The organism is Bradyrhizobium glycinis, from assembly GCF_016031655.1.
Taxonomy (GTDB): Bacteria; Pseudomonadota; Alphaproteobacteria; order Rhizobiales; family Xanthobacteraceae; genus Bradyrhizobium; species Bradyrhizobium glycinis.
Map to the genome: position 1 here is coordinate 72,415 of NZ_JACCHQ010000003.1, position 20,980 is coordinate 93,394.

Here is a 20,980-nt window from a genome sequence, read left to right on the forward strand (position 1 = left end):
AAGCAATCCAGAAATGCATCCGCGGAGACAGGCTGGATTGCTTCGTCGCTAAGGGCTCCTCGCAATGACGGCGCTTGTGGGCAGATCATCTGCCCCACTCACACGTCTCACGCAAACTCCAGGATCAGCGCGTCCACCGCGAGTGTCGCCCCGGCGTTGGCGTGGATCTTCTTCACGGTTCCGTCCTGCTCGGCGCGCAGCACGTTCTGCATCTTCATGGCTTCGACCACCGCAAGCGTCTCGCCGGCCTTGACCTCCTGACCTTCGCTCACTGCGATCGAAACGACGAGACCAGGCATCGGACAGAGCAGCTTCTTGCCGCTGTCGGAGGCCGTCGTCACCGGCATCAGCCGCGCGGAGGCCGCCTCGGCCTCGGTCCAGACATAGACCGGCACCTCGACGCCCTGATGCGCGAGGCGGATACCGTTGGCGATCGGGCGGGCCTGCACGGCGACGAACTGACCATCGATGGTGCCCTGCCAGACCGGATCGCCCGGCTTCCACGGCGAATGCAACAGGTGCGTATTGCCGGCCTTGCCGTCCGCGTCGATGAAGCGGATCGCGATCGCCTCGCCTTCGCGCGCGACCTCGAGCAGGATCTCCTGGCGGTCGAGCCAGACCGCGCGACGCCGCTCGCGCTGCACGACGCGGCCGCCCATCTGGCCGGAGATCTGCCGCTTGCGCGCCCCGAGCACGTGATCGATCGCGGCACCAACCGCGGCGATGCGACGCGCGACCTCGCCTTCGGGCACGCGCACCGCAAAACCCTTGGGGAATTCCTCGGCGATGAAGCCGGTCGAGAGCCGTCCCTCGCGCCAGCGCGGATGATGCATCAGCGCCGACAGGAACGGGATGTTGTGCCTGATGCCGTCGACATAGAACGAGTCGAGTGCAGTCGCCTGCGCCTCGATCGCCGCCGCGCGCGAGGGCGCATGGGTGACGAGCTTGGCGATCATCGGATCGTAATGGATCGAGATCTCGCCGCCCTCCTGCACGCCGGTATCGTTGCGGATGGTGATGCCGTCCTTGCTGGCCTCCGCCGGCGGGCGATATTTCACCAAGCGCCCGATCGAGGGCAGGAAGTTGCGGAACGGATCTTCCGCATAGAGGCGCGATTCCACCGCCCAGCCCGTCAGCGTGACGTCCTTCTGCGCGATGGCGAGCTTCTCGCCGCTCGCGACGCGGATCATCTGCTCGACGAGGTCGACGCCGGTGACGAGCTCGGTGACGGGATGCTCGACCTGGAGGCGCGTATTCATCTCCAGGAAGTAGAAGCTCTTGTCCTGGCCTGCGACGAACTCGACTGTGCCGGCGGAATCGTAGTTCACGGCCTTGGCCAGCGCGACCGCCTGTTCGCCCATCTTGCGGCGGGTCGCCTCGTCCAGCAGCGGCGACGGCGCTTCCTCGATGACCTTCTGGTTGCGGCGCTGGATCGAGCATTCGCGCTCGCCGAGATAGATCACGTTGCCGTGCTTGTCGCCCAGCACCTGGATCTCGATGTGGCGGGGATCGACGATGAACTTCTCGACGAAGACGCGGTCGTCGCCGAACGAGGCCTTCGCCTCCGCCTTGGCGAGGTTGAAGCCCTCGGCGACCTCGGCCTTGGAATGGGCGATGCGCATGCCCTTGCCGCCGCCGCCGGCGGAGGCCTTGATCATAACGGGGTAGCCGATCTCGTCGGCGATCCGCACCGCGTGCTTGTCGTCCTCGATGACGCCGAGATAGCCCGGCACTGTCGAGACCTTTGCTTTTGCGGCGGCCTTCTTGGACTCGATCTTGTCGCCCATCGCCGCAATGGCGGCCGGATTGGGGCCGATGAAGACGATGCCGGCCGCCTCCAGCGCCCGCGGAAACGCCTCGCGCTCGGACAGGAAGCCGTAGCCGGGATGAACGGCCTGGGCGCCCGTCTTGCGGCAGGCCTCCACGATCTTCTCGATCACCAGATAGCTCTCGGCCGCGGCCGGCGGGCCGATCAGCACCGCTTCATCGGCCATCTCGACATGGAGGGCATCGCGGTCGGCCTCGGAATAGACCGCGACCGTCTGAATTCCCATCTTGCGGGCAGTCTTGATGACCCGGCAGGCGATTTCGCCGCGATTGGCGATCAGAATGCGTTTGAACATGCTTTTCTTGAGTCTCGACCTTGGGCGGGACCCTTCCCGAGCCGTTGGGGCCTTTAGGAGGGGCCGTGTGGCTCCCGTGGTACATCAAAATGGGCCGGAGGCAACGGTCTAAATCGGGCCGCCTTTGGCGTACCAGCGCAAGACCGAAATCGGCTTGGCGCGCCCGCCTTGCGGCATCCCTAGGACTTTCCGGCCTTGGCCACGTCCCGGACCAGGTCATGAATGAAGCCCAGTTTGCCGACCACCGCGGGCGACAGGATGAAGGGATAAAGGTCGCGCAGGCCCATGGCGCGGTTGACGCTGTTCATGGCGAAGGTGAAAGGCAGCCATGCGTTGACCAGCGCCTCGACATCCCTGGCCTCGTACGGATTGAAGCGGATGCGCGCCGTCAGCTCCCCGTCGCGATCGACTTTGGGGCGCACCTCCATGCCGAACTCGGCGGCCATTTCCAGGGCATCGACGATGTGGAGGTAATGCGCCCAGGTCTCGGCAAAATCCTCCCAGGGATGCGTCGTGGCATAGGCCGAGACGTAGTTCTGCTGCCAGTCGAGCAGCGGTCCTTCCGCATAATGGCGCTGCAGGGCCCGGCCATAATCGGCGCTATCGTCGCCGAAGACGGCGCGGCACTGGTCGAGCTTGCCGCCATCGCGCACCAGCACATCCCAGAAGTAATGTCCGACCTCGTGGCGGAAATGCCCGAGCAGCGTCCGGTACGGCTCGCCCATCTCGAGCCGGCGCCGCTCGCGCTCGATGTCGTCGGCCTCGGTCAGGGCGATCGTGATCAGGCCGTTGTCATGGCCGGTCATGACCTTCTCGCCGCTGTGCGGATCGTCGGCGAGGAAGTTGAAGATCAGGCCATGCTCGGGATTGTCGTGGCGGGTCTGGAGCGGCAGCTTCCAGCGGATCAGGGAATAGAACAGACGGTGCTTGGCCACCTCCAGCTCGCGCCAGCCGGCGAGCTGCGCCGGATCGGAGAGGTTCGGCACCGTTCCGTTGTGGCGGCAGGCGCGGCAATAGCCAGTGCTATCGCCTGTGTCGGTCAGCCAGTTGCAGGCGTCGTACTCGGCATTCCGGCACAGCATCCGGCTCTCGCCCTTGTCGGCGAGGATGCTCCACGCCTCTCCCTCGGGCTCGATCGCTGCCATCGTCTCCTTCTCCGGCAGGAAGGCGACCCGATGGCCGCAGCGTTCGCAGGCGCGGTTCTCGAAATAGAGGACGTTGCCGCAGGCCTGGCAGACAAACAGCTTCAAGACTTAGCCTCTTGGGAAAGGAAAATGATGAGAGAACTGGCGCCTCGCGACGACGCCTCAATCAGCCGATCGTTCCAGTATCCGGAACAAATTGCCAGACCGGACGTTGCCATCGCGTATTCCCCCGCGTCCAGGCGCGCGCCCCTGTTTCCCGACACCACCTGCCTCTAAACAATGGCCATCGCGCTCCGTCTGTGTGAATATCGGTCCGGCACGTGCGCACCTGCATGACAACGGCCGATGCCTTGAACGATCCCTTGCCCGAGACCATCGCCGCCGAAAGGCTGCGCCAGCACCTCGAAGACGTCGCGCGCGAGCGCGACAACGCCTATCGCGCGCTGCAGGAGCGCGAGGCCGAGCTGGCGCGCATCCAGCGCATCGGCAAGGTCGGCGGCGTCGAGGTCGATTTCCGCGAAGGTTTTAAGAACCGCCGTTCGCCCGAATATCTGATGATCCACGGCCTTCCGCCGGAAGCTGCCGAAGAGTCGCACGAGGATTGGGTCAACCGTATCCATCCCGACGACCGCGACGCCACCGTCAAGCTTTTCTTCGAGGCGCTCGCCGGAGCTAGCGAAGACTATAGCGCCGAATACCGCATCATCCGCCCCAGCGACGGCGAGACCCGCTGGATCCGCGTGGTCGCCAAGATCGAGCGCGGCAAAGACGGCCGCGCGATCCGGCTCGTCGGCGCTCATATCGACATTACCGATCAGGCGCTGGCGCGCGAGACGCTGCGCGAAAGCGAGGAGCGCTTCCGGCTGATCGCCGACAGCGCGCCGGTGCCGATCTGGGTCACCAAGCTCGACCGCAAGCGGTCCTTCGCCAACCAGGCCTATGTCGATTTCGTCGGCCTGCCCTACGATCAGGCCATCGACTTCGACTGGCGCAAGGTGCTGCACCCCGACGACCTGCCGCACGTGCTGCAGCAATCCGTCGAGGGTGAAGCGTCCCTCAAGCCCTTCGTGCTGGAAGCGCGCTACAAGAACGCCAGCGGCGAATGGCGCTGGCTGCGCTCGGAATCGCAGCCGCGCTGGGATGCGACCGGCAAGCATATCGGCTTCATCGGCGTCGCCCACGATGTCACCGTGGCCAAGCAGGCCGAGATCGAGCTCCGGCGGCTGAACGAGACGCTGGAAGAACGGATCGCCGAGCGCACCGCCGAGCTCGAAGCCAACGAGGCGCGGCTGCGCGCGATCCTGGAGACCAGCAATCAGTATCAGGGCCTGGTCAATCTCGAGGGCCAGCTGGTCTACGCCAACAAGACCGCGCTCGCCGGCATCAAGGCGAATTCCGCGGACGTGATCGGAAAGCCGTTCTGGGACACGCCCTGGTTCACCGGCACGGACGGCATGAGTGCCGCCGTGCGCGAGGCCTTCGAGACGGTGCTTAAAGGCGAACCTGTGCGGCTGGAGATGCGCCTACGCCTGCCCGTCGGCGAGCGCGATTTCGACTTCGGCATGCGCCCCGTGCTCGACCGCCAGGGCAACATCACCGGCGCCGTGCCCGAAGCGGTGGACATCACCGAGCGACGCCGCGGCGAGGAAGCGCTGCGGCAGTCGCAGAAGATGGAGGCGATCGGCCAGCTCACCGGCGGTGTCGCGCACGACTTCAACAATCTTCTCACCATCATCCGCTCCGCAACCGATTTCTTGCGCCGGCGCGAGCTGCCGGAGGAGCGCCGCCGCCGCTACGTCGATGCCATCTCCGACACGGTCGAGCGCGCCTCCAAGCTGACCGCGCAGCTTCTGGCCTTCGCGCGCCGGCAGCCCCTCAAGCCGCAGATCTTCAACGTCGGCAGCCAGGTCGAGGGCGTGGCGCAGCTGGTGCGGCCGCTGGTCGGCGCCCGCATCGAGATCGCCGTGGAGGTTCGGGATGCCGATTGCTTCACGGTGGCCGACATCGCCCAGTTCGAGACCGCGCTGATCAATCTCGCTATCAACGCCCGCGATGCCATGGACGGCGAAGGCCGCCTCACCATCGCCGTGCGCAAGGTCTCGGGAATACCGAGCCTGCGCGCACAATCGGCGCGCGGCGGCGACTATGTCGCGATCTCCGTCACCGACACCGGCAGCGGCATCGCGCCGGAACATCTTGACTCGATCTTCGAGCCGTTCTTCACCACCAAGGAGGTCGGCAAGGGCACCGGCCTCGGGCTCAGCCAGGCTTTCGGCTTCGCAAAGCAGTCCGAGGGCGACATTGCGGTGACGAGCACGCAAGGTGAAGGTGCCACCTTCACCTTCTACCTGCCGCTAGCGCAAAGCCCCACCACGGAAAAGGAAATCGCGGCGCTGAGCCACGAGGCGGCCACGACCGGGCGTGGCTATCGCGTGCTCGTGGTCGAGGACGACGACGAGGTCGGCCGCTTCTCCACCGAACTCCTGGAGGATCTCGGCTATGTCGTCCGCCGCGTCGCCAACGCCAACGCGGCGCTGGCGATCCTGGGCGAGAACGAGTTTGCCGTCGATCTCGTGTTCTCCGACGTCATCATGCCCGGCATGAACGGGGTCGAGCTCGCCGGCATCATCCGCGAGCGCTATCCGGGCCTGCCCGTGGTGCTCACTTCCGGCTACAGCAACGTGCTCGCCGAAAACGCCCACCGCGGCCTCGAGCTGATCCAGAAGCCGTATTCGGTGGAATCGCTCTCGCGCATCCTGCGCAAGGCGATCACGGAGAAGCTATCGGTGGCAAGGTGAGCGTGAAATTCGCGAGCAGCAGCCACGAATTCCGCCATTGCGAGCGCAGCGAACCAATCCAGACTGCTTCCGCGGCAAGACTCCAGGGGAAGACAGCCGTTCTCGCATCGGTTATCGATGCCGAATGACTGACCGAACCTCAAGGACTGACCGTGCCGTCTGACGCCATCTTCGCCTGGAGCATCATCGTTGCCGCGACCGGTGGCGTCATCATCCGGCCGTTTCGACTGCCCGAGGCGATCTGGGCCGCGATCGGCGCAGTAACGCTGGTGCTGCTTGGCTTGCTGTCGTGGCAGGACGCGCTTGTCGGCATGGAGAAAGGGGTCGACGTTTATCTCTTCCTGATCGGCATGATGCTGATCGCCGAGCTGGCGCGGCTCGAAGGCCTGTTCGACTACCTGGCCGCGTTTGCGGTCGAGCATGCCCGCGGCTCGCCGCAGCGGCTGTTCCTGCTGATCTATCTCGTCGGCACGCTCGTGACCGTGCTGCTCTCGAACGATGCCACCGCGATCGTGCTGACGCCGGCCGTCTATGCCGCGACGCGCGCGGCCGGCGCAAAACCGCTGCCCTATCTCTTCGTCTGCGCTTTCATCGCCAATGCCGCGAGCTTCGTGCTGCCGATCTCCAATCCGGCCAACCTCGTCGTGTTCGGCAAGAATATGCCGCATCTGGGGACTTGGCTGCGCCAGTTCGCTCTGCCGTCGCTTGCCTCGATTGTCCTCACCTATATCGCACTACGCCTTGCCTTGCACCGCGAGTTGAAGGACGAAACCATCGAAACGCGGGTGCCTCATCCCAAACTCAGCCGCGGCGGCCTGTTGACGGCCTATAGCATCGGTGCCATCGGCATCGTGCTGATCTGGGCCTCGGCCCTCGATTTACAATTGGGTCTGCCGACCTTCATCTGCGGCGTGACGACCGCAGCGATCGTGCTGCTGATCAACAGGCAATCGCCTTTGCCCGTGCTGCACGGTGTCTCCTGGAGCGTGCTGCCGCTCGTCGGCGGGCTCTTTGTCATGGTCGAAGCGCTGGTGAAGACCGGCGTGATCGCGCAGCTGAGCGCGCTATTGCACCAGGCGGTGGCGCAGTCCGTGATGAACGCCGCCTGGAGTGTCGGCATCGCCACCGCGCTCGCCGACAACATCGCCAACAACCTCCCGGTCGGCCTCGTCGCGGGCTCGGTCGCCGCCAGCGATCATCTGCCCGCGCCGGTCGTCAGTGCCATCCTGATCGGCGTCGATCTCGGCCCCAATCTGTCGGTCACCGGCTCGCTCGCCACCATTCTCTGGCTGGTCGCGCTCCGGCGGGAGAAGATCGAGGTCGGCGCCTGGCCATTCCTCAAGCTCGGCCTGCTGGTGACGCCGCCAGCTCTGATCGCGGCGTTAGCCGCCGCGATCAGATAGTGTGCGGGTTCAGTCGTTCTCGTAGCCGTAGACTTCCGGCAGGATGAAGATCGCGGCGAGCACGCCTATCAGCGGGAAGATCGCGACCATCAGCGTGGCATTCGCCTGCCCGATCGCCGCGAACACCGTCGGAAACAGGAAGATTGCCAGAAACGACGGCAGCTTCACGAACATGTAGGCGAAGCCGCTTGCGGTGCCCCGATATCGCGGACGGGCAACCATGGTCGGGATCGTCATGCAGTTCGACGCATCCCAATAATGGCCCCAGAGCATGCCGGCGGCGGCGAACGGCAGCAGGATCTTGTTGTCGGTGTAGAGCGCGAAGGCCGCGACCAGAAGCGACACCAGCACGATCGAGAAGCCCGCGATCGCGATGCCGCGATGGCCGATCTTCGGCGTCAGCAACGGTCCCACCCAGCCCGACAGCGCGGCGAATGAGAACAGCGCCATCGTCACCACATTGATGCCGAGCACGCTCGAGACGCCGACCATCACGAACAGCACCGGCAGATAGAACGCGAAGGTCGAGAACTCGCTCGCCTGGGCGAAACAGGCGATCCAGCCATAGAGGGTGGCGCGCCAGCGAATCGGATCCTTCCTGAGGTCGGCGAGGAATGCGCGGGTGCTGGTCTTCGGCACCTCCACGTCGCGATCCGGCAGCATGTCGAGGTTGTCGTTGAACATCTCGCGCGCGACCTGCTTGGCCTCGCGGTAGCGGCCCTTCTGCACCAGCCATACCGCCGTCTCCGGCACATCGTGACGCATGATCAGGATGATGAGAGCCGGCACCGCGCCGAGACCGAGTGTCACGCGCCACAGCATCTCGTGGTTCATGTCGATCAGCAGGAAGATCACGATGACGCCGATGGTGAGCACTTCGCCGACGGCGAACATGAACTGCCAGCGGTTGCCCATGACCTCGCGCTCGCCCTTGGCCATGGATTCCATGATGTAGGTGTAGCCGGTCGAGATGTCGGAGCCGAGCGGAATGCCGAGCAGGAAGCGGATCACAACGAGCCAACCGACGCTGGGCACGAAGGCCTGCGCCAGCGCCAGCACGATGAACAGCACCATCGTCACCAGGAACATCACGCGGCGGCCGATCTTGTCGGACAGCCAGCCGCCGAGCAGCGCACCGATCAACGCGCCACCTTGCGTGCCGGCGGCAGCAAGGCCGAGCATCAGCGGATCGGGATTGTACTGCTCCTTGATGAAGATCAGCACGAAGGCGATCGAATAGAGGTCCCAGGCCTCGACCAGGATGGAGGCCATCATCAGCCAGCCGACCTTGTTGCCCTTTGGACTGTAGTTCGTGATGAGGTAGCGGACCGCAGCTTCGCTCGCGGTCGCTTTTGGCATCGCCATCGTTGACATTCTTCTTCCTTTCTTCAGAACTCTCTAGGGCGCGATGAGAACAAGGTGAATCATCATCGCGCTTCAGCTTGTTGTTTCGAGCATGATCTCTTCGGAAAACCGCTGCACAATCTTCCGGATCGTGCTCTACGCGCCGAGCAGCGGCTCGATGCTGCAGTCGAGCAGGCGGGGATCAATCCCCGCCTCCATGCCCGTGAATATCTCGCCCATGTAGTCGATCAGTGCATCGCTCGCCTTCACCGCGTCCTCGACGCGGCGGTTGGCCACGGCTGCAAGAATGGCGAGATGGTGATCGATCGTGCCTGACAGATCCGCCTGCCCCGGCATGAAGCGATGGTGAATGTAGCCGATGCGGCGATACAGCGTGTGCAGCGGCCGCAGCGTGTGCACCAGGAACGGCTCGCCGGCGGCCTCCAGCACCAGCGCGTCGATGCGGCGGTCGAGCTGATTGAATTCGTCGAGGGTCAGGCCGGCGCGGCGTTCGCGCAACAGGCGCTCGATGTGCAGCGCCTGATTGCGATGCGAGAGGCTGGCGCGATCGGCCGCAAGGCGGATCACGAAGCGCTCCATGTCGCGGCGCAGGCCGAGCAGCATGCGTTCGCGCGCCAGATCGATCGGCGCGATCTGCAGGCCATGACGCGGGCGGATGATGATGAGGGTGTCGGCGGAGAGACGATTGACGGCGTGATGCACCGGTGTGCGGCCGAAACCGGTGATTTGCTGCAATTCCAGCATGGTCATGAACTGGCCGGGCTTGAGCTCGCAATGAACCAGGAGCTCTTCGATCCTTTGATAGGCCAACTCGAAGAAGTTGAGTCGGTTGCTGCGAGAACGCCGGCCTCCGCCATCATCCTCGTCTTTCACCACCTCGAGCGCGCGCTTGCGTCGTGCCATGTCGTCCTCCCGTCAACCCGCGCTCTCGTTGCAGGATGGCGCGCCTCGTTGTGGCACCCTTAAAACATGTTGTGATATATTACAAGCAGGCGTAAGACGTCGGCACGACCTGCAATATGTTGCAGCGCAAAATGAGACGTGGGGCGCAAAGCGCCTTTCGATGGGAGGATACTCGCCGTGAAGATCACGTCGATCGAGACACTGCGCACCGAGGAATTTTCCAACGTCATCTGGGCCCGCATCCACACCGACACTGGTCTGATCGGTCTCGGCGAAACCTTCTATGGCGCTGGCGCCGTCGAAGCGCAGATCCACGACACCTTTGCCGGCCGCCTGCTCGGCCGCAATCCCCTGCACATTGAGGCGATCCATCGCGACATGCTGAACCTGCCGATGGCGCAGTCCTCCACCGGGGTCGAATACCGCGCGGCGTCAGCAATCGACATCGCGCTGTGGGATCTGTTCGGCAAGGTCTGCGGCCAGCCGGTGCACCAGATGCTCGGCGGCCTCTGCCGTGACAAGCAGCGCATCTACAACACCTGTGCCGGCACGCAATATGTCCGCTCGACCAATATCAGCCCGGTGGCCAATTGGAATCTCGGCGCCTCCAAGGGACCCTATGAAGATCTCGACGGCTTCATGAACCATGCCGATGCGCTCGCCGAAAGCCTGCTCGAAAGCGGCATCTCCGCGATGAAGATCTGGCCCTTCGATCCGGCGGCGCAGGAGAACAAGGGCCTCTACATCACCGCCGCACAGATGAAGCAGGCGATCGAGCCGTTCGAGAAGATTCGGAAAGCCGTCGGCGACAAGATGGAGATCATGGTCGAGCTCCACTCGCTCTGGAATCTGCCGACCGCCAAGCAGATCGCCCGTGCGCTCGAGCCCTACAAGCCGACCTGGTACGAGGACCCGATCCGGATGAACTCGCCGCAGGCGCTGGCCGAATATGCCCGCTCGACCGACGTCTGGGTCTGCGCCAGCGAGACACTGGGCTCGCGCTTCCCCTACAAGGACATGCTCGACCGTGACGCCATGCATGTGGTGATGGCCGATCTGTGCTGGACCGGCGGTCTCACCGAAGGCCGCAAGATCGCGGCAATGGCCGAGACATATCACCGGCCTTTTGCTCCTCATGATTGTATTGGCCCGATCGGCTTCATCGCGGCCATCCACATGTCGTTCAGCCAGCCCAACACCCTGATCCAGGAATCCGTGCGCGCCTTCTACAAGGGCTGGTACAATGAGCTCGTCACCACGATGCCCACCATCAAGGACGGCTACGTCTTTCCGATGGAAGGCCCGGGCCTCGGCGTCGACCTCCTGCCTGCCGTCTTCGAGCGCACCGATCTCACCGTGCGCCGCTCCAACGTCTGAGGAATTCTTGAGATGAGCACTTCCCTCTTCGATCTCTCCGGCCGCACCGCGCTCGTGACCGGCTCGTCCCGCGGCCTCGGCCGCGCCATCGCCGAAGGCATGGCCAAGGCGGGCGCGAAGATCATCGTCAACGGCGTCGATCCCAAGCGCGTCGAGCAGGCTGTCGCCGAGTTTCGCGCCGCCGGGCATCCGGCCGAGGGTGCCGCGTTCAACGTGACCGACGAGCCGGCGATCGTCGCCGCCTTCGAGCGCTTCGATCGCGAAGGCCTCGCGGTCGACATCCTCGTCAACAATGCCGGCATCCAGCATCGCAAGCCGCTCGTCGAGTTCACCACCGACGAATGGCGCAAGGTGATCGAGACCAACCTCACCAGCGCCTTCGTCATCGGCCGCGAGGCGGCCAAGCGGATGATCCCGCGCAAGCACGGCAAGATCATCAATATCGGCTCGCTCGGCAGCGAGCTCGCCCGCCCCACCATCGCGCCCTACACAGCGGCCAAGGGCGGCATCAAGAACCTGACCCGTTCGATGGCGGTGGAATGGGCCCAGCACGGCATCCAGGCCAATGCGATCGGCCCCGGTTACATGCTGACGGACATGAACGAGGCGCTGGTCAACAACGCCGATTTCAACACCTGGCTGATGGGCCGCATCCCCTCCAAGCGCTGGGGCAAGCCGGACGAGCTGGTGGGCGCCGCGATCTTCCTCGCATCCGATGCGTCAACCTACGTCAACGGGCAGATCATCTATGTCGATGGCGGCATGATCGCCGCGATGTGACCGCAAAGACTACGAAGGAGCAAGCCCATGCGCGCCGTCGTCATCCACGCCCCGAAGGACCTGCGGATCGATAATTATGCCGATCCGGCCCCCGCTCCTGGCGAAGTTCGCGTCAAGATCGCCAATGGCGGCATCTGCGGCTCCGATCTGCACTATTATCATCACGGCGGCTTCGGCGTGGTGCGGATCCAGCAGCCGATGGCGCTGGGTCACGAGATCGCCGGCGTCGTCGCCGATGTCGGTGATGGCGTCACCAGCGTCAAGCCGGGCACGCGCGTCGCGGTCAACCCGAGCAAGCCGTGCGGGGCGTGCCTGCATTGCCAGGAGGGCATGCGCAACCAGTGTCTCGACATACGCTTCCTCGGCAGTGCGATGCGCTTTCCCCATGTGCAGGGCGGCTTTCGCGAGTTCATCACGGTCGATGCCACGCAGGCCGTGCCGATCTCGGATAGGCTTTCGCTGGCGGAAGCTGCGGTCGCCGAACCGCTGGCGGTGTGCCTGCATGCCGGCAAGCAGGCCGGTCCCCTGCTCGGCAAACGCGTGCTGATCACCGGCTGCGGTCCGATCGGCGCGCTCATGATCTTGGTCTCGCGCTTCGGCGGCGCATCCGAGATCGTGGTGACGGATGTGGCCGAGGCGCCACTCGCGGTCGCCAAGAAGCTCGGCGCCACGCACGCCATCAACGTCGCGACCAATGCCATCGCGCTCGATCCCTGGCGCGCCGGCAAGGGCGTGTTCGACACGCTGTTCGAGGCCTCCGGCAACCAGGCAGCGCTTCGCACCGCGCTCGACGTGCTCAGGCCCGGCGCAATGCTGGTGCAGCTCGGCCTCGGCGGCGAGATGACGCTGCCGATCAACTCGATCGTCGCCAAGGAATTGCAGCTGCGCGGCACGTTCCGCTTCGATCCCGAATTGGAGCTCGCGGTGCGCCTGATGGGCGACGGCCTGATCGACGTCAAGCCGCTGATCACGGCCACCATGCCGTTCGAGAACGCCATCGCCGCCTTCGAGCTCGCCAGCGATCGTTCGCAATCGATGAAGGTGCAGCTGACGTTCTGAGCGATGCCGTCAGGTCGCGGGGAGGCCTCGTAGGAACGGCAAGTTTGAACGGCCGCCCGAGGCCGTGTGGCTGCGGCTGTCCCGACCAACACCGGGAAAATTTCACGACGTTGCAGTGCGGCAAGTTGGGAACGCTTCCCGCCGCTGGCGTTCTGCCCTTTAATGAGGTGCGACAAGCCCGTTCGCACCAGGTGCAAGCCGATGTGGAATCGCCCGAGGTTCGATCTCAAGGTCCGTCTGACGCTGCGCGTGGCCGCGATTTCGGCCGCCTGCTTCGCCGCGATCTCCACCTATTTCCTCGTCACCGCCGATAGCGCCGCGCATGCACGCATCGACGGGATCGCCGCCATCGTGGCGAAGACGCTGGAGCTGCAGCAAGGCAAGATGCAGTGGGTGCCTAGTCCCCGCTCGGACTTTCCGGACCTCGACCCGGTGTCGGCCCATGTGATGACGCCCGGTCTCTGCCTCGGCTTCCGCAGCGCGAGCGGCGAGATGCTGCAGCGTTTCTGTAGCGGCGCGCCTGCCCCGGCCAGCCCGCCGCCACAAGCGTTTGCCGCTTTCTATCGCAGCCTGTTCGACCCCGGCCGCGAGGCGGCGCGGCCCGTCACCGTGCGTGGAACCAAGCTCGGCGAGACCGTGGTCTCGATCGACCCGGCGGTGCAGACGGCGGAGGCCTGGCACGAGGCCGGCCGCCTGATGATCGCGCTTGCGATCGCGCTGCCGCTGCTCTGCGCGCTGGTCTATGCCGCGCTGGCCCGCGCCCTGCGCCCCACCCGCATGATCGGCAGCGGCCTCGAACGCATCGCCGCCGGCGACCTCACCACCCGGCTGCCGCCGTTCGACCTCGCCGAGCTCTCCGCCATCCGCGATGTCTTCAACCATCTCGCCGAAAGCCTCGACACGGCGCTTGCCGAGCGCAACGAGCTGACGCGGAAGCTGATCGCGCTCCAGGACGAAGAGCGCCGCCATCTCGCCCGCGAGCTGCATGACGAGTTCGGCCAGTCGCTCGCGGCAATCCGTGCGCTGGCCGCATCCGCTCGCCAGACTGCGGCGCAGGACTGTCCCGGCCTATTGGGCGAATGCGACAGCATTGCCCGCACCGCGACCGGCATGATGGAGACGCTGCGCGGTGCGCTGTTCCGGCTGCGGCCGCCCGATGTGGACGAGCTCGGCCTGGTCGCCAGCCTCGAAGGCCTGGTCTCAGGGTGGAACGGCCGCAGTCGCGGCCAGACCCGCTTCGAGATCCGGTTCGACGGCGCTTTCGACAGCGTGCCCGCCTCCGTCAGTGCCAATCTCTATCGGATCGTGCAGGAGGCACTCACCAATGCGGCCAAGCACGCCGGCGCAACGAAGGTCAGCCTGCATCTGACGATGGCCGACAGCGAAATCGCGCTCGCGATCGAGGACGATGGCCGGCCGAACGAGGCCGCCGCCAAGTCCGGCATGGGCCTGCTCGGCATGCGCGAGCGCGTTGCAGCGCTTCGTGGCCGGCTCAGCTTTGAGACCGGCCCTCACGGCTCCGCGCTGCGCGTATTCATTCCGCTCGCGGCTGCCGCCTCTGAGGCCCTGGAGCATGCGGCATGAGTGCGGCGGATGCGACCATCCTGCTGGTCGACGATCATTCCGTCGTCCGCGAGGGCTATCGCTCGGTGCTGCAGAAGCAGCCGGGCCTGCGCGTCGTCGCTGAGGCGGCCGATGGAGCGGAAGCCTATCGCCTGTACAAATCCGAGACGCCCGACCTCGTCATCATAGACCTCAGCATGCCCGGCATCGGCGGCATCGAAGCCGTCAGGCGGATCAGGCAGTGGGACAAGGCGGCGCGAATCCTCGTTTTCACCATGCACGAGAATGCCGGCTTTGCCGTGCAGGCGATCCGCGCCGGTGCAAGGGGCTACGTCACCAAGACCAGCCCGCCGGAGACCCTGGTGCGCGCGGTCAAGGATGTGCTCGCCGGCAAGATCGCCATCAGCCCCGACATCGACCACGAGCTCGCGCTGAGCCGCATCAGCGGCGAGACCTCGGCCGCCGACGTGCTGACGCCGCGCGAGTTCGAGGTGCTGCGGCTGCTGCTCGCCGAGAACACGACGGAGGAGATCGCCGAGACGCTGCATGTCAGCCCGAAGACGGTGGCGAACCTGCATTCCCTGATCAAGGACAAGCTTGGCGTCGCCTCCGACATCGAGCTGGTCCGACTGGCGCTGCGCCAGGGCATCCTGACCGAGGTCGATCTCGGCGAAGCCTGATCGCGGCGTCGCCGCAGATCATTCGCGCGCGACCACCGAGTCCAGCCACGCGCAATTGAGCGGCGGCACGCGCGGATCGGCGACGCGCACGCCGCGGGCAGCCGCGTCGAGCCGCATGTCGCGCAGGCGCTTGCGCTGCTCTTCCGGCATATGCAGCCGTTCGTGACCCCACAGGGAGGGCCCATCAAAGGTCTCGTGCGGCTGCCAGGTTTCGGGATCGATGACGCGTCCGCCCCAGCCGTATTCGATGAAGAAGCCGGACGGCGTATTCACGTAGAACGAGGTCATGTGGTCATTGGTGTGCCGGCCCAGCGTGTAGGCGATGCGTCCCTCGTCCAGCTGCGCGAGGTCGTAGCCCTGCCCGACATCATCGAGGCAGCCGAGCTCGACCATGAAGTGATGCATCGCCTTCCGCCCCGAGCCGACCATCGCAAAGGAGTGGTGGCGGCCGTTGACGTGGAAAAAATAAAGCCCGTAAGGCTTCAGCCCGAAATCGGAGACGTGAAAGCCGAGCACGTCGCGATAGAACGGCAACAGCACCTCGACATTCTCCACATTGAGCACGACATGCCCCATGCCGAGCGGCCCAGTGCGGAAGCCCGAGATCGGGCGGCCCGGCTTGAACGGCTCGCTCGCACGCTCCGGCTTGCAAAAAGCCTCCAGCCGGTTGCCGGCGGGATCGGCAAACGCGACCAGCTCGCCGACATGCCGCTCGTCAGCGAGTGCGCGCGAGCCCCTCGCCACCTTGATGCCATGGCTTTCGAGCCGTCCTGCCAACTTGTCCAGTTCGGCGGTCGAAGGAACTTCCCATCCCATCACCGCAAGGCCGGCATCGCTGCCGCCGTCGACGATCAGCCGCTGCTTGCGGTCGTCCATGCGGAAGGCCCGCATCTTGCCGCCGCGATCGACCTGCTGCATGCCGAGCAGCCGGGTCGCCATCCGACTCCATTGGTCGAGCTGGGATGAACTGATTCCGATATAGCCGAGCGCTGCGATTTCCATCGAATTCCTCCCGAAGGCATCGCGGTCACCGTATCGCGGCGAGCTTGATACCGGCCGCGCGCGATCCTACGGTGGCGTTCCGCAATCGCCTCGCGTTCGCAACGACAATAAGCGCGCCGGGATGTGCCACAAGAGAGGAAATACCAAGTGTCCAAGGAGCGGACGCGGAACGGCCAGCCGCGGCAGTCTGAGGGCGTCCGCGCCTTCAAGCGCGGGCTCGACGTGCTGCACGAGGTCAATCGCTCCGGCGGCATCCGCGCCGGCGACGTCGCCCGCGCGCTCGACCTGCCCCGACCCACCGTGTATCGCCTCCTCGAAACCCTGGAGGAGCTCGGCTATATCGCCCGCAGCGCCAGCGACGACCGATTTCGGGTCACCCGGCGCGCCCTGAGCCTCGGCGACGGCTATGATCCCGGCGTGGTGATCTGCCAGGCGGCGGCGCCTTATCTCGCCGATCTCAGCAAGAAACTGGTCTGGCCGGTCGATCTCTCGACGTACGAGAACGCGGCGATGGTGGTGCAGGAGACCACGCACTCTCGCAGCCCGCTCTCGATTGACCGCGGCATGATCGGCAAGCGCCTGCCGATGCTGCGCACGTCTGCGGGCCGCGCCTACCTCGCCGCCTGCCCTGCGCGCGAACGCGATCTCATCATCAATCATCTCCGTCGCATCGATGAGGTCGACGACCGCCCCTTCCTCGACCAGGGCCGGCTCGACCGCATGATCGCCGAGACCGCTGCGCGAGGCTATGCCATACGAAGCGAGGGCGAATACAATCCCAAGACGGCTTCAATTGCCGTGCCCATTGTTCGCAACGGGATCGTGTTTGGCTGCATATCCATCATCTGGATTCGCTCGGCACTGGGGATCGACGAGGCGATTGCGCAGTTTGCAGTGCGGCTCCAGGAGACCGCCTCAGCCATCCCGGTCGAGGTGTAACGCGCTCACGTCCGCACGCCGTCATGCCCGGGCTTGTCCCGCCCATGACGAGCGGCGGAAAGCCGTCCGCTGGGCGGACACTTGCCACGCCGGCGTTGAAGCGCCGGCCTTGCTTGGGGAAGAGATACCTCATGCAAGATAAATCCACCCCTGAAGAGTTTGACGTCGTGATCGTCGGCCGCGGGCCGGTAGGCGCCACGCTCGCTAACCTGCTCGGAATGTGCGGCGTGCGGACGCTGGTGCTGGAGCGCGAGGCGCGAACCTATCATCTGCCGCGCGCGGTGCATTTCGACGATGAATGCATGCGCGTGTTCCAGACCATCGGGCTTGCCGATGCGATCCTGCCGCATGTCATTCTCAGCCCCGGCATGCTCTTTCTCGATGCAGCCGGCCGCATGCTGCTGGATTGGTCCCGTCCGCAGACGTTGACACCGATGGGCTGGCATCTCAGCTACCGCTTCCACCAGCCGGATCTGGAGGACGTGTTGATCGGCGGCCTCGCCCGCTGGCCGCACGTCACCTTGCGCAACCGCTGCGACGTGTTCGCGCTCGACCAGGACGAGCATGGCGTGCGGGTCCGCTACGAAGACCTCTCCAACGGGAGGCTCAGCGAGGTCCGCGCCGGCTACGTGATCGGCTGCGATGGCGCCCGCTCCCTGGTGCGCCGCTTCATCGGCTCGGGGATGGACGATCTCGGCTTCCACGAGCGCTGGCTCGTGACCGACGTGCTGCTCAAGCGCGCGCGCGACGACCTCGGTGACTACAGCCTCCAGCATTGCGATCCCAGGCGGCCCGCAACTTACGTGCGCGGCACCGGCGCGCGGCGGCGATGGGAGATCACGGTTCTTCCGGACGAGGATTCGCAGGACGTCGCGCAACCCGCGAAGGTCTGGGAGCTGCTGTCGCGCTGGATCACGCCCGACGATGCCGAGATCGAGCGCGCTGCGGTCTACACCTTCCACTCGGTCATCGCGCAGCACTGGCGGAACGGACGATTGCTGCTCGCGGGCGATTCCGCGCACCAGACCCCGCCCTTCCTCGGCCAGGGCATGTGCGCCGGCATTCGCGATGCCGCGAACCTCGCCTGGAAGCTGGCGAGCGTGATCCGCGACGGCGCCGCGCCCGATCTGCTCGACACCTATCAGAGCGAACGCCTGCCGCATGTGCGCGAGTTCATCGAACTCGCCATTCGCCTCGGCGGTGTCATCAACACCAAGGCGATCGAGGCCGGTCTTGCCGCCGGCGAAGCGCGCGAGAACGCGCCGGTCAAGCTGGACGTGAAGAAGCCCCTGCTCGGCCCCGGGCTCGCGTTCGGCGACCTGCCGCTCGCCGGACACCTGGCGCCGCAGTTCACCTTGACCGACGACAGCCGAAGCGACGACCGGACCGGCTATCACCATGTCCTGCTCATCAAGACGGCGGCCGCACTGTCATCGCGCCTCGCGCTGTCACAGGCAGGGCTCAAGATCCTGACCAGCGACGATGCCAACGGCCTTGGGCCCTGGCTGCGCGAGCACGGCATCATCGCCGCACTCGTTCGCCCGGACCGCTATGTGCGCGGCTCCGCCCGCAACGAGGCCGAGCTCGACCGCCTCATCGCCGCCATCGCGCCTCCAACCCAAATTCCTTCAGCCCACGTGCCCTCCGCGGCCTGACCGCACCTTCTCAAGGACATTTCATGAAGCTGCTCTCATTCAGTGTGGACGGACGCCCCTCCTTCGGCGCCGTCAAGGACAACGGTGTCGTCGATCTCGGCGCGCGGATGGCGGGGTGCACCACGCTTCGGCAGCTGCTCGAGGCCGGTCGCCTCACCGATGCGGCAAGGCTGGTCGCCTCCGCGGCTCCCGATCATCCGCTCGACAAGATCAGCTTCGCGCCCGTGATCCCCGATCCCGGCAAGATCATCTGCGTCGGCCTCAACTATCGCGATCACGTGGCCGAGACCGGCCGCACCGTCACCGAAAAGCCGGCGCTCTTCGCGCGCTTCGCCTGTAGCCAGGTCGGCCATCTCCAGCCCATCGTCAAACCACGGGTGAGCGACGACTTCGACTATGAAGGCGAGCTCGCGCTCGTCATCGGCAAGGCGGGCCGTCACATCCCGGCCAGCCGCGCGCTCGACCACGTCGCCGGCTATTCCTGCTACAACGAAGGCAGCATCCGCGACTGGCAGCGCCACACCAGCCAATTCCTCGCCGGCAAGACCTTTGCCGAGAGCGGCAGTTTCGGTCCGTGGCTGGTGACGACCGACGAGATTCCGGATCCGTCGAGGCTCACCTTGCAGACCCGGCTGAACGGCAAGGTCGTGCAGGACACCACGACGGATCTCCTGATCACCGCCATCCCCGAGCTGATCGCCTACATTTCCGCGATCTGCCCGCTCGCGCCCGGCGACGTCATTGTCACGGGCACGCCGGGCGGTGTCGGCGCCAAGCGCGCGCCGCCGCTGTGGATGCGCCCCGGCGACACCGTCGAGGTCGAGATTTCCGGCATCGGCACCTTGCGCAACACGGTGATCGCCGAACCGGCCTGACCGTAGACATCGATCAATCAACGATAAAATCAAGGAAACGCCATGGGCACGACCGCTACCACCTCCGCCGCCACTCTCCTGATCGCACTTGCGCTCGCCGGCTCCGCCGCGCGGGCTGAGATCAAGGGTGAGGCCATCCGCATCGGCGTCCTCACCGACATGAACGGCGTGTTCGCGACCGCCATGGGTCCGGGCTCGGTCGAAGCGGCGCGGATGGCCGCCGAGGAGTTCGGCGGCAAGATCAACGGCAAGCCGATCGAGATCTTGCAGGCCGATCACCAGAACAAGCCGGATCTCGCCGCGTCCCTCGCGCGAAAATGGTTCAGCGACGGCGTCCAGGCAATCGCCGATGGCGGCAGCTCCGGCGCGGCGCTGGCGGTGCAGGAGCTGGTGCGCGGCAACGGCAAGATATTCCTTATCTCCGGCGCCGGCGCGAACCAGCTGACCGATGAAGCGTGCGCCCCCACCAGCGTGCAATGGACCCAGGACGCCTATTCCACCGCGACCGCCGTGGTCTCCGGCATCATGCAGACCAGCAAGGAGCCCTGGTTCTTCATCACCGGCGACTACGCCTTTGGCCATTCGATCGAGGTGACCGCGCGCGAGCGCATCGCCGCACTCGGCGGCAAGGTCGCCGGTAGCGTCAAGGCGCAGCTCGGCACGCCTGACTACAGCTCATTCCTGCTCCAGGCGCAGTCTTCGGGCGCCAAGATCCTGGCCATCAACGTTGCCGGCGACAACGCGACCGCCATCAAGCAGGCCGAGGAATTCGGCCTCGCCAGCCAAGGCATGAAGATCGTTCCGATGTCGTTCCAGAACGTCGACATTGAGGCGGTTGGGCTCAAAGCGACGCGCGGTGATCTCATCGTCACCTCCTTCTTCGAGGATGTCTCGCCGGCAGCCCGGAAATTCTCGGATACGTTCCATGCTCGCCGCAAGGCGATGCCCTCGCAGATCCAGGCCGGCGTCTATTCCGCCGTGCGCCATTATCTGCAGGCCGTGAAGGACACCGATTCCGACGAGGGCGCCGTCGTGATGGCCAAAATGAAGGCGACCCCGGTGTCGGACGCCTACACCACCAACGGACGTATTCGCGAGGACCAACGCATGGTGCACGATCTCTATCTGGTGCAGGTCAAGACACCGGAGGAATCCAGGGGTCCGTGGGACTTCGTCAAGCTGGTCGCGACGATCCCGCCAGACCAGGCCTTCCGTCCGCTCGATCGCAGCAAATGCAGCCTGGTCGGCAAGTAGAGCCTCTGAAGCGAAGCTTGATGGCGGTTCGCTTCAAGAGAATGCGTCAAGCTGGAATC

16 protein-coding genes are annotated in these 20,980 nt (G+C 65.3%); 11 read left to right on the plus strand and 5 right to left on the minus strand.

Annotated features, from left to right (window positions below):
* Window positions 1-107 precede the first annotated feature (107 nt).
* Together HZZ16_RS07115 and HZZ16_RS07120 are read right to left on the minus strand one after the other, a co-directional pair.
* Window positions 108-2,123, minus strand: a complete 2,016-nt coding sequence (locus tag HZZ16_RS07115; RefSeq protein ID WP_197947801.1) for an acetyl-CoA carboxylase biotin carboxylase subunit — start codon at window positions 2,121-2,123, stop codon at window positions 108-110.
* 179 nt (window positions 2,124-2,302) lie between these two features.
* Window positions 2,303-3,373, minus strand: a complete 1,071-nt coding sequence (locus HZZ16_RS07120; protein ID WP_197947802.1) for a zinc-binding metallopeptidase family protein — start codon at window positions 3,371-3,373, stop codon at window positions 2,303-2,305.
* 215 nt (window positions 3,374-3,588) lie between these two features.
* Between HZZ16_RS07120 and HZZ16_RS07125 the strand changes: the two genes are divergently transcribed.
* Window positions 3,589-6,066, plus strand: coding sequence for a hybrid sensor histidine kinase/response regulator (locus HZZ16_RS07125; protein ID WP_197947803.1), 2,478 nt, complete (start codon window positions 3,589-3,591; stop codon window positions 6,064-6,066).
* 152 nt (window positions 6,067-6,218) lie between these two features.
* Entirely contained in the window at window positions 6,219-7,469 is a 1,251-nt protein-coding gene (locus HZZ16_RS07130; RefSeq protein WP_197947804.1) for an arsenic transporter, read from the plus strand.
* 9 nt (window positions 7,470-7,478) lie between these two features.
* Here HZZ16_RS07130 and HZZ16_RS07135 read toward each other — a convergent pair whose 3' ends face one another.
* Window positions 7,479-8,843 (minus strand): MFS transporter, encoded by a 1,365-nt coding sequence (locus HZZ16_RS07135; RefSeq protein WP_197947805.1) that lies wholly within the window; start codon window positions 8,841-8,843, stop codon window positions 7,479-7,481.
* A 126-nt stretch (window positions 8,844-8,969) separates the two neighbouring features.
* Window positions 8,970-9,737 carry a GntR family transcriptional regulator gene (locus tag HZZ16_RS07140; RefSeq protein ID WP_197947806.1) on the minus strand — a complete coding sequence of 256 codons (768 nt, stop codon included), beginning with the start codon at window positions 9,735-9,737 and terminating at the stop codon, window positions 8,970-8,972.
* A gap of 177 nt (window positions 9,738-9,914) precedes the next feature.
* Between HZZ16_RS07140 and HZZ16_RS07145 the strand changes: the two genes are divergently transcribed.
* From HZZ16_RS07145 to HZZ16_RS07165, 5 genes are all read left to right on the plus strand, one after another.
* Window positions 9,915-11,114 (plus strand): mandelate racemase/muconate lactonizing enzyme family protein, encoded by a 1,200-nt coding sequence (locus HZZ16_RS07145; RefSeq protein WP_197947807.1) that lies wholly within the window; start codon window positions 9,915-9,917, stop codon window positions 11,112-11,114.
* 12 nt (window positions 11,115-11,126) lie between these two features.
* Complete coding sequence (locus HZZ16_RS07150) at window positions 11,127-11,894, plus strand: SDR family oxidoreductase (protein ID WP_197947808.1); 768 nt, start codon at window positions 11,127-11,129, stop codon at window positions 11,892-11,894.
* A 27-nt stretch (window positions 11,895-11,921) separates the two neighbouring features.
* Complete coding sequence (locus HZZ16_RS07155) at window positions 11,922-12,953, plus strand: L-idonate 5-dehydrogenase (RefSeq protein WP_197947809.1); 1,032 nt, start codon at window positions 11,922-11,924, stop codon at window positions 12,951-12,953.
* Between the two features lie 201 nt (window positions 12,954-13,154).
* Complete coding sequence (locus HZZ16_RS07160; RefSeq protein WP_197947810.1) at window positions 13,155-14,537, plus strand: sensor histidine kinase; 1,383 nt, start codon at window positions 13,155-13,157, stop codon at window positions 14,535-14,537.
* Window positions 14,534-15,196: a response regulator gene (locus HZZ16_RS07165; RefSeq protein WP_197947811.1), complete on the plus strand. Its 663-nt coding sequence runs from the start codon at window positions 14,534-14,536 to the stop codon at window positions 15,194-15,196. Before HZZ16_RS07160 ends, HZZ16_RS07165 begins: the two co-directional genes overlap by 4 nt.
* A gap of 18 nt (window positions 15,197-15,214) precedes the next feature.
* On the opposite strand, the gene HZZ16_RS07170 is transcribed toward HZZ16_RS07165, so the two are convergent.
* Window positions 15,215-16,198 carry a VOC family protein gene (locus tag HZZ16_RS07170; RefSeq protein WP_197947812.1) on the minus strand — a complete coding sequence of 328 codons (984 nt, stop codon included), beginning with the start codon at window positions 16,196-16,198 and terminating at the stop codon, window positions 15,215-15,217.
* Window positions 16,199-16,345: 147 nt separating this feature from the next.
* Between HZZ16_RS07170 and HZZ16_RS07175 the strand changes: the two genes are divergently transcribed.
* From HZZ16_RS07175 to HZZ16_RS07190, 4 genes are all read left to right on the plus strand, one after another.
* A complete protein-coding gene (locus HZZ16_RS07175; RefSeq protein ID WP_197947813.1) occupies window positions 16,346-17,137 on the plus strand; it encodes a DNA-binding transcriptional regulator in 792 nt (263 codons plus the stop codon).
* A gap of 131 nt (window positions 17,138-17,268) precedes the next feature.
* Window positions 17,269-18,792: a bifunctional 3-(3-hydroxy-phenyl)propionate/3-hydroxycinnamic acid hydroxylase MhpA gene (gene mhpA, locus HZZ16_RS07180; protein WP_197947814.1), complete on the plus strand. Its 1,524-nt coding sequence runs from the start codon at window positions 17,269-17,271 to the stop codon at window positions 18,790-18,792.
* 23 nt (window positions 18,793-18,815) lie between these two features.
* Window positions 18,816-19,667, plus strand: a complete 852-nt coding sequence (locus HZZ16_RS07185; RefSeq protein ID WP_197947815.1) for a fumarylacetoacetate hydrolase family protein — start codon at window positions 18,816-18,818, stop codon at window positions 19,665-19,667.
* Window positions 19,668-19,709: 42 nt separating this feature from the next.
* Window positions 19,710-20,921 carry an ABC transporter substrate-binding protein gene (locus HZZ16_RS07190; RefSeq protein ID WP_197947816.1) on the plus strand — a complete coding sequence of 404 codons (1,212 nt, stop codon included), beginning with the start codon at window positions 19,710-19,712 and terminating at the stop codon, window positions 20,919-20,921.
* Window positions 20,922-20,980 lie beyond the last annotated feature (59 nt).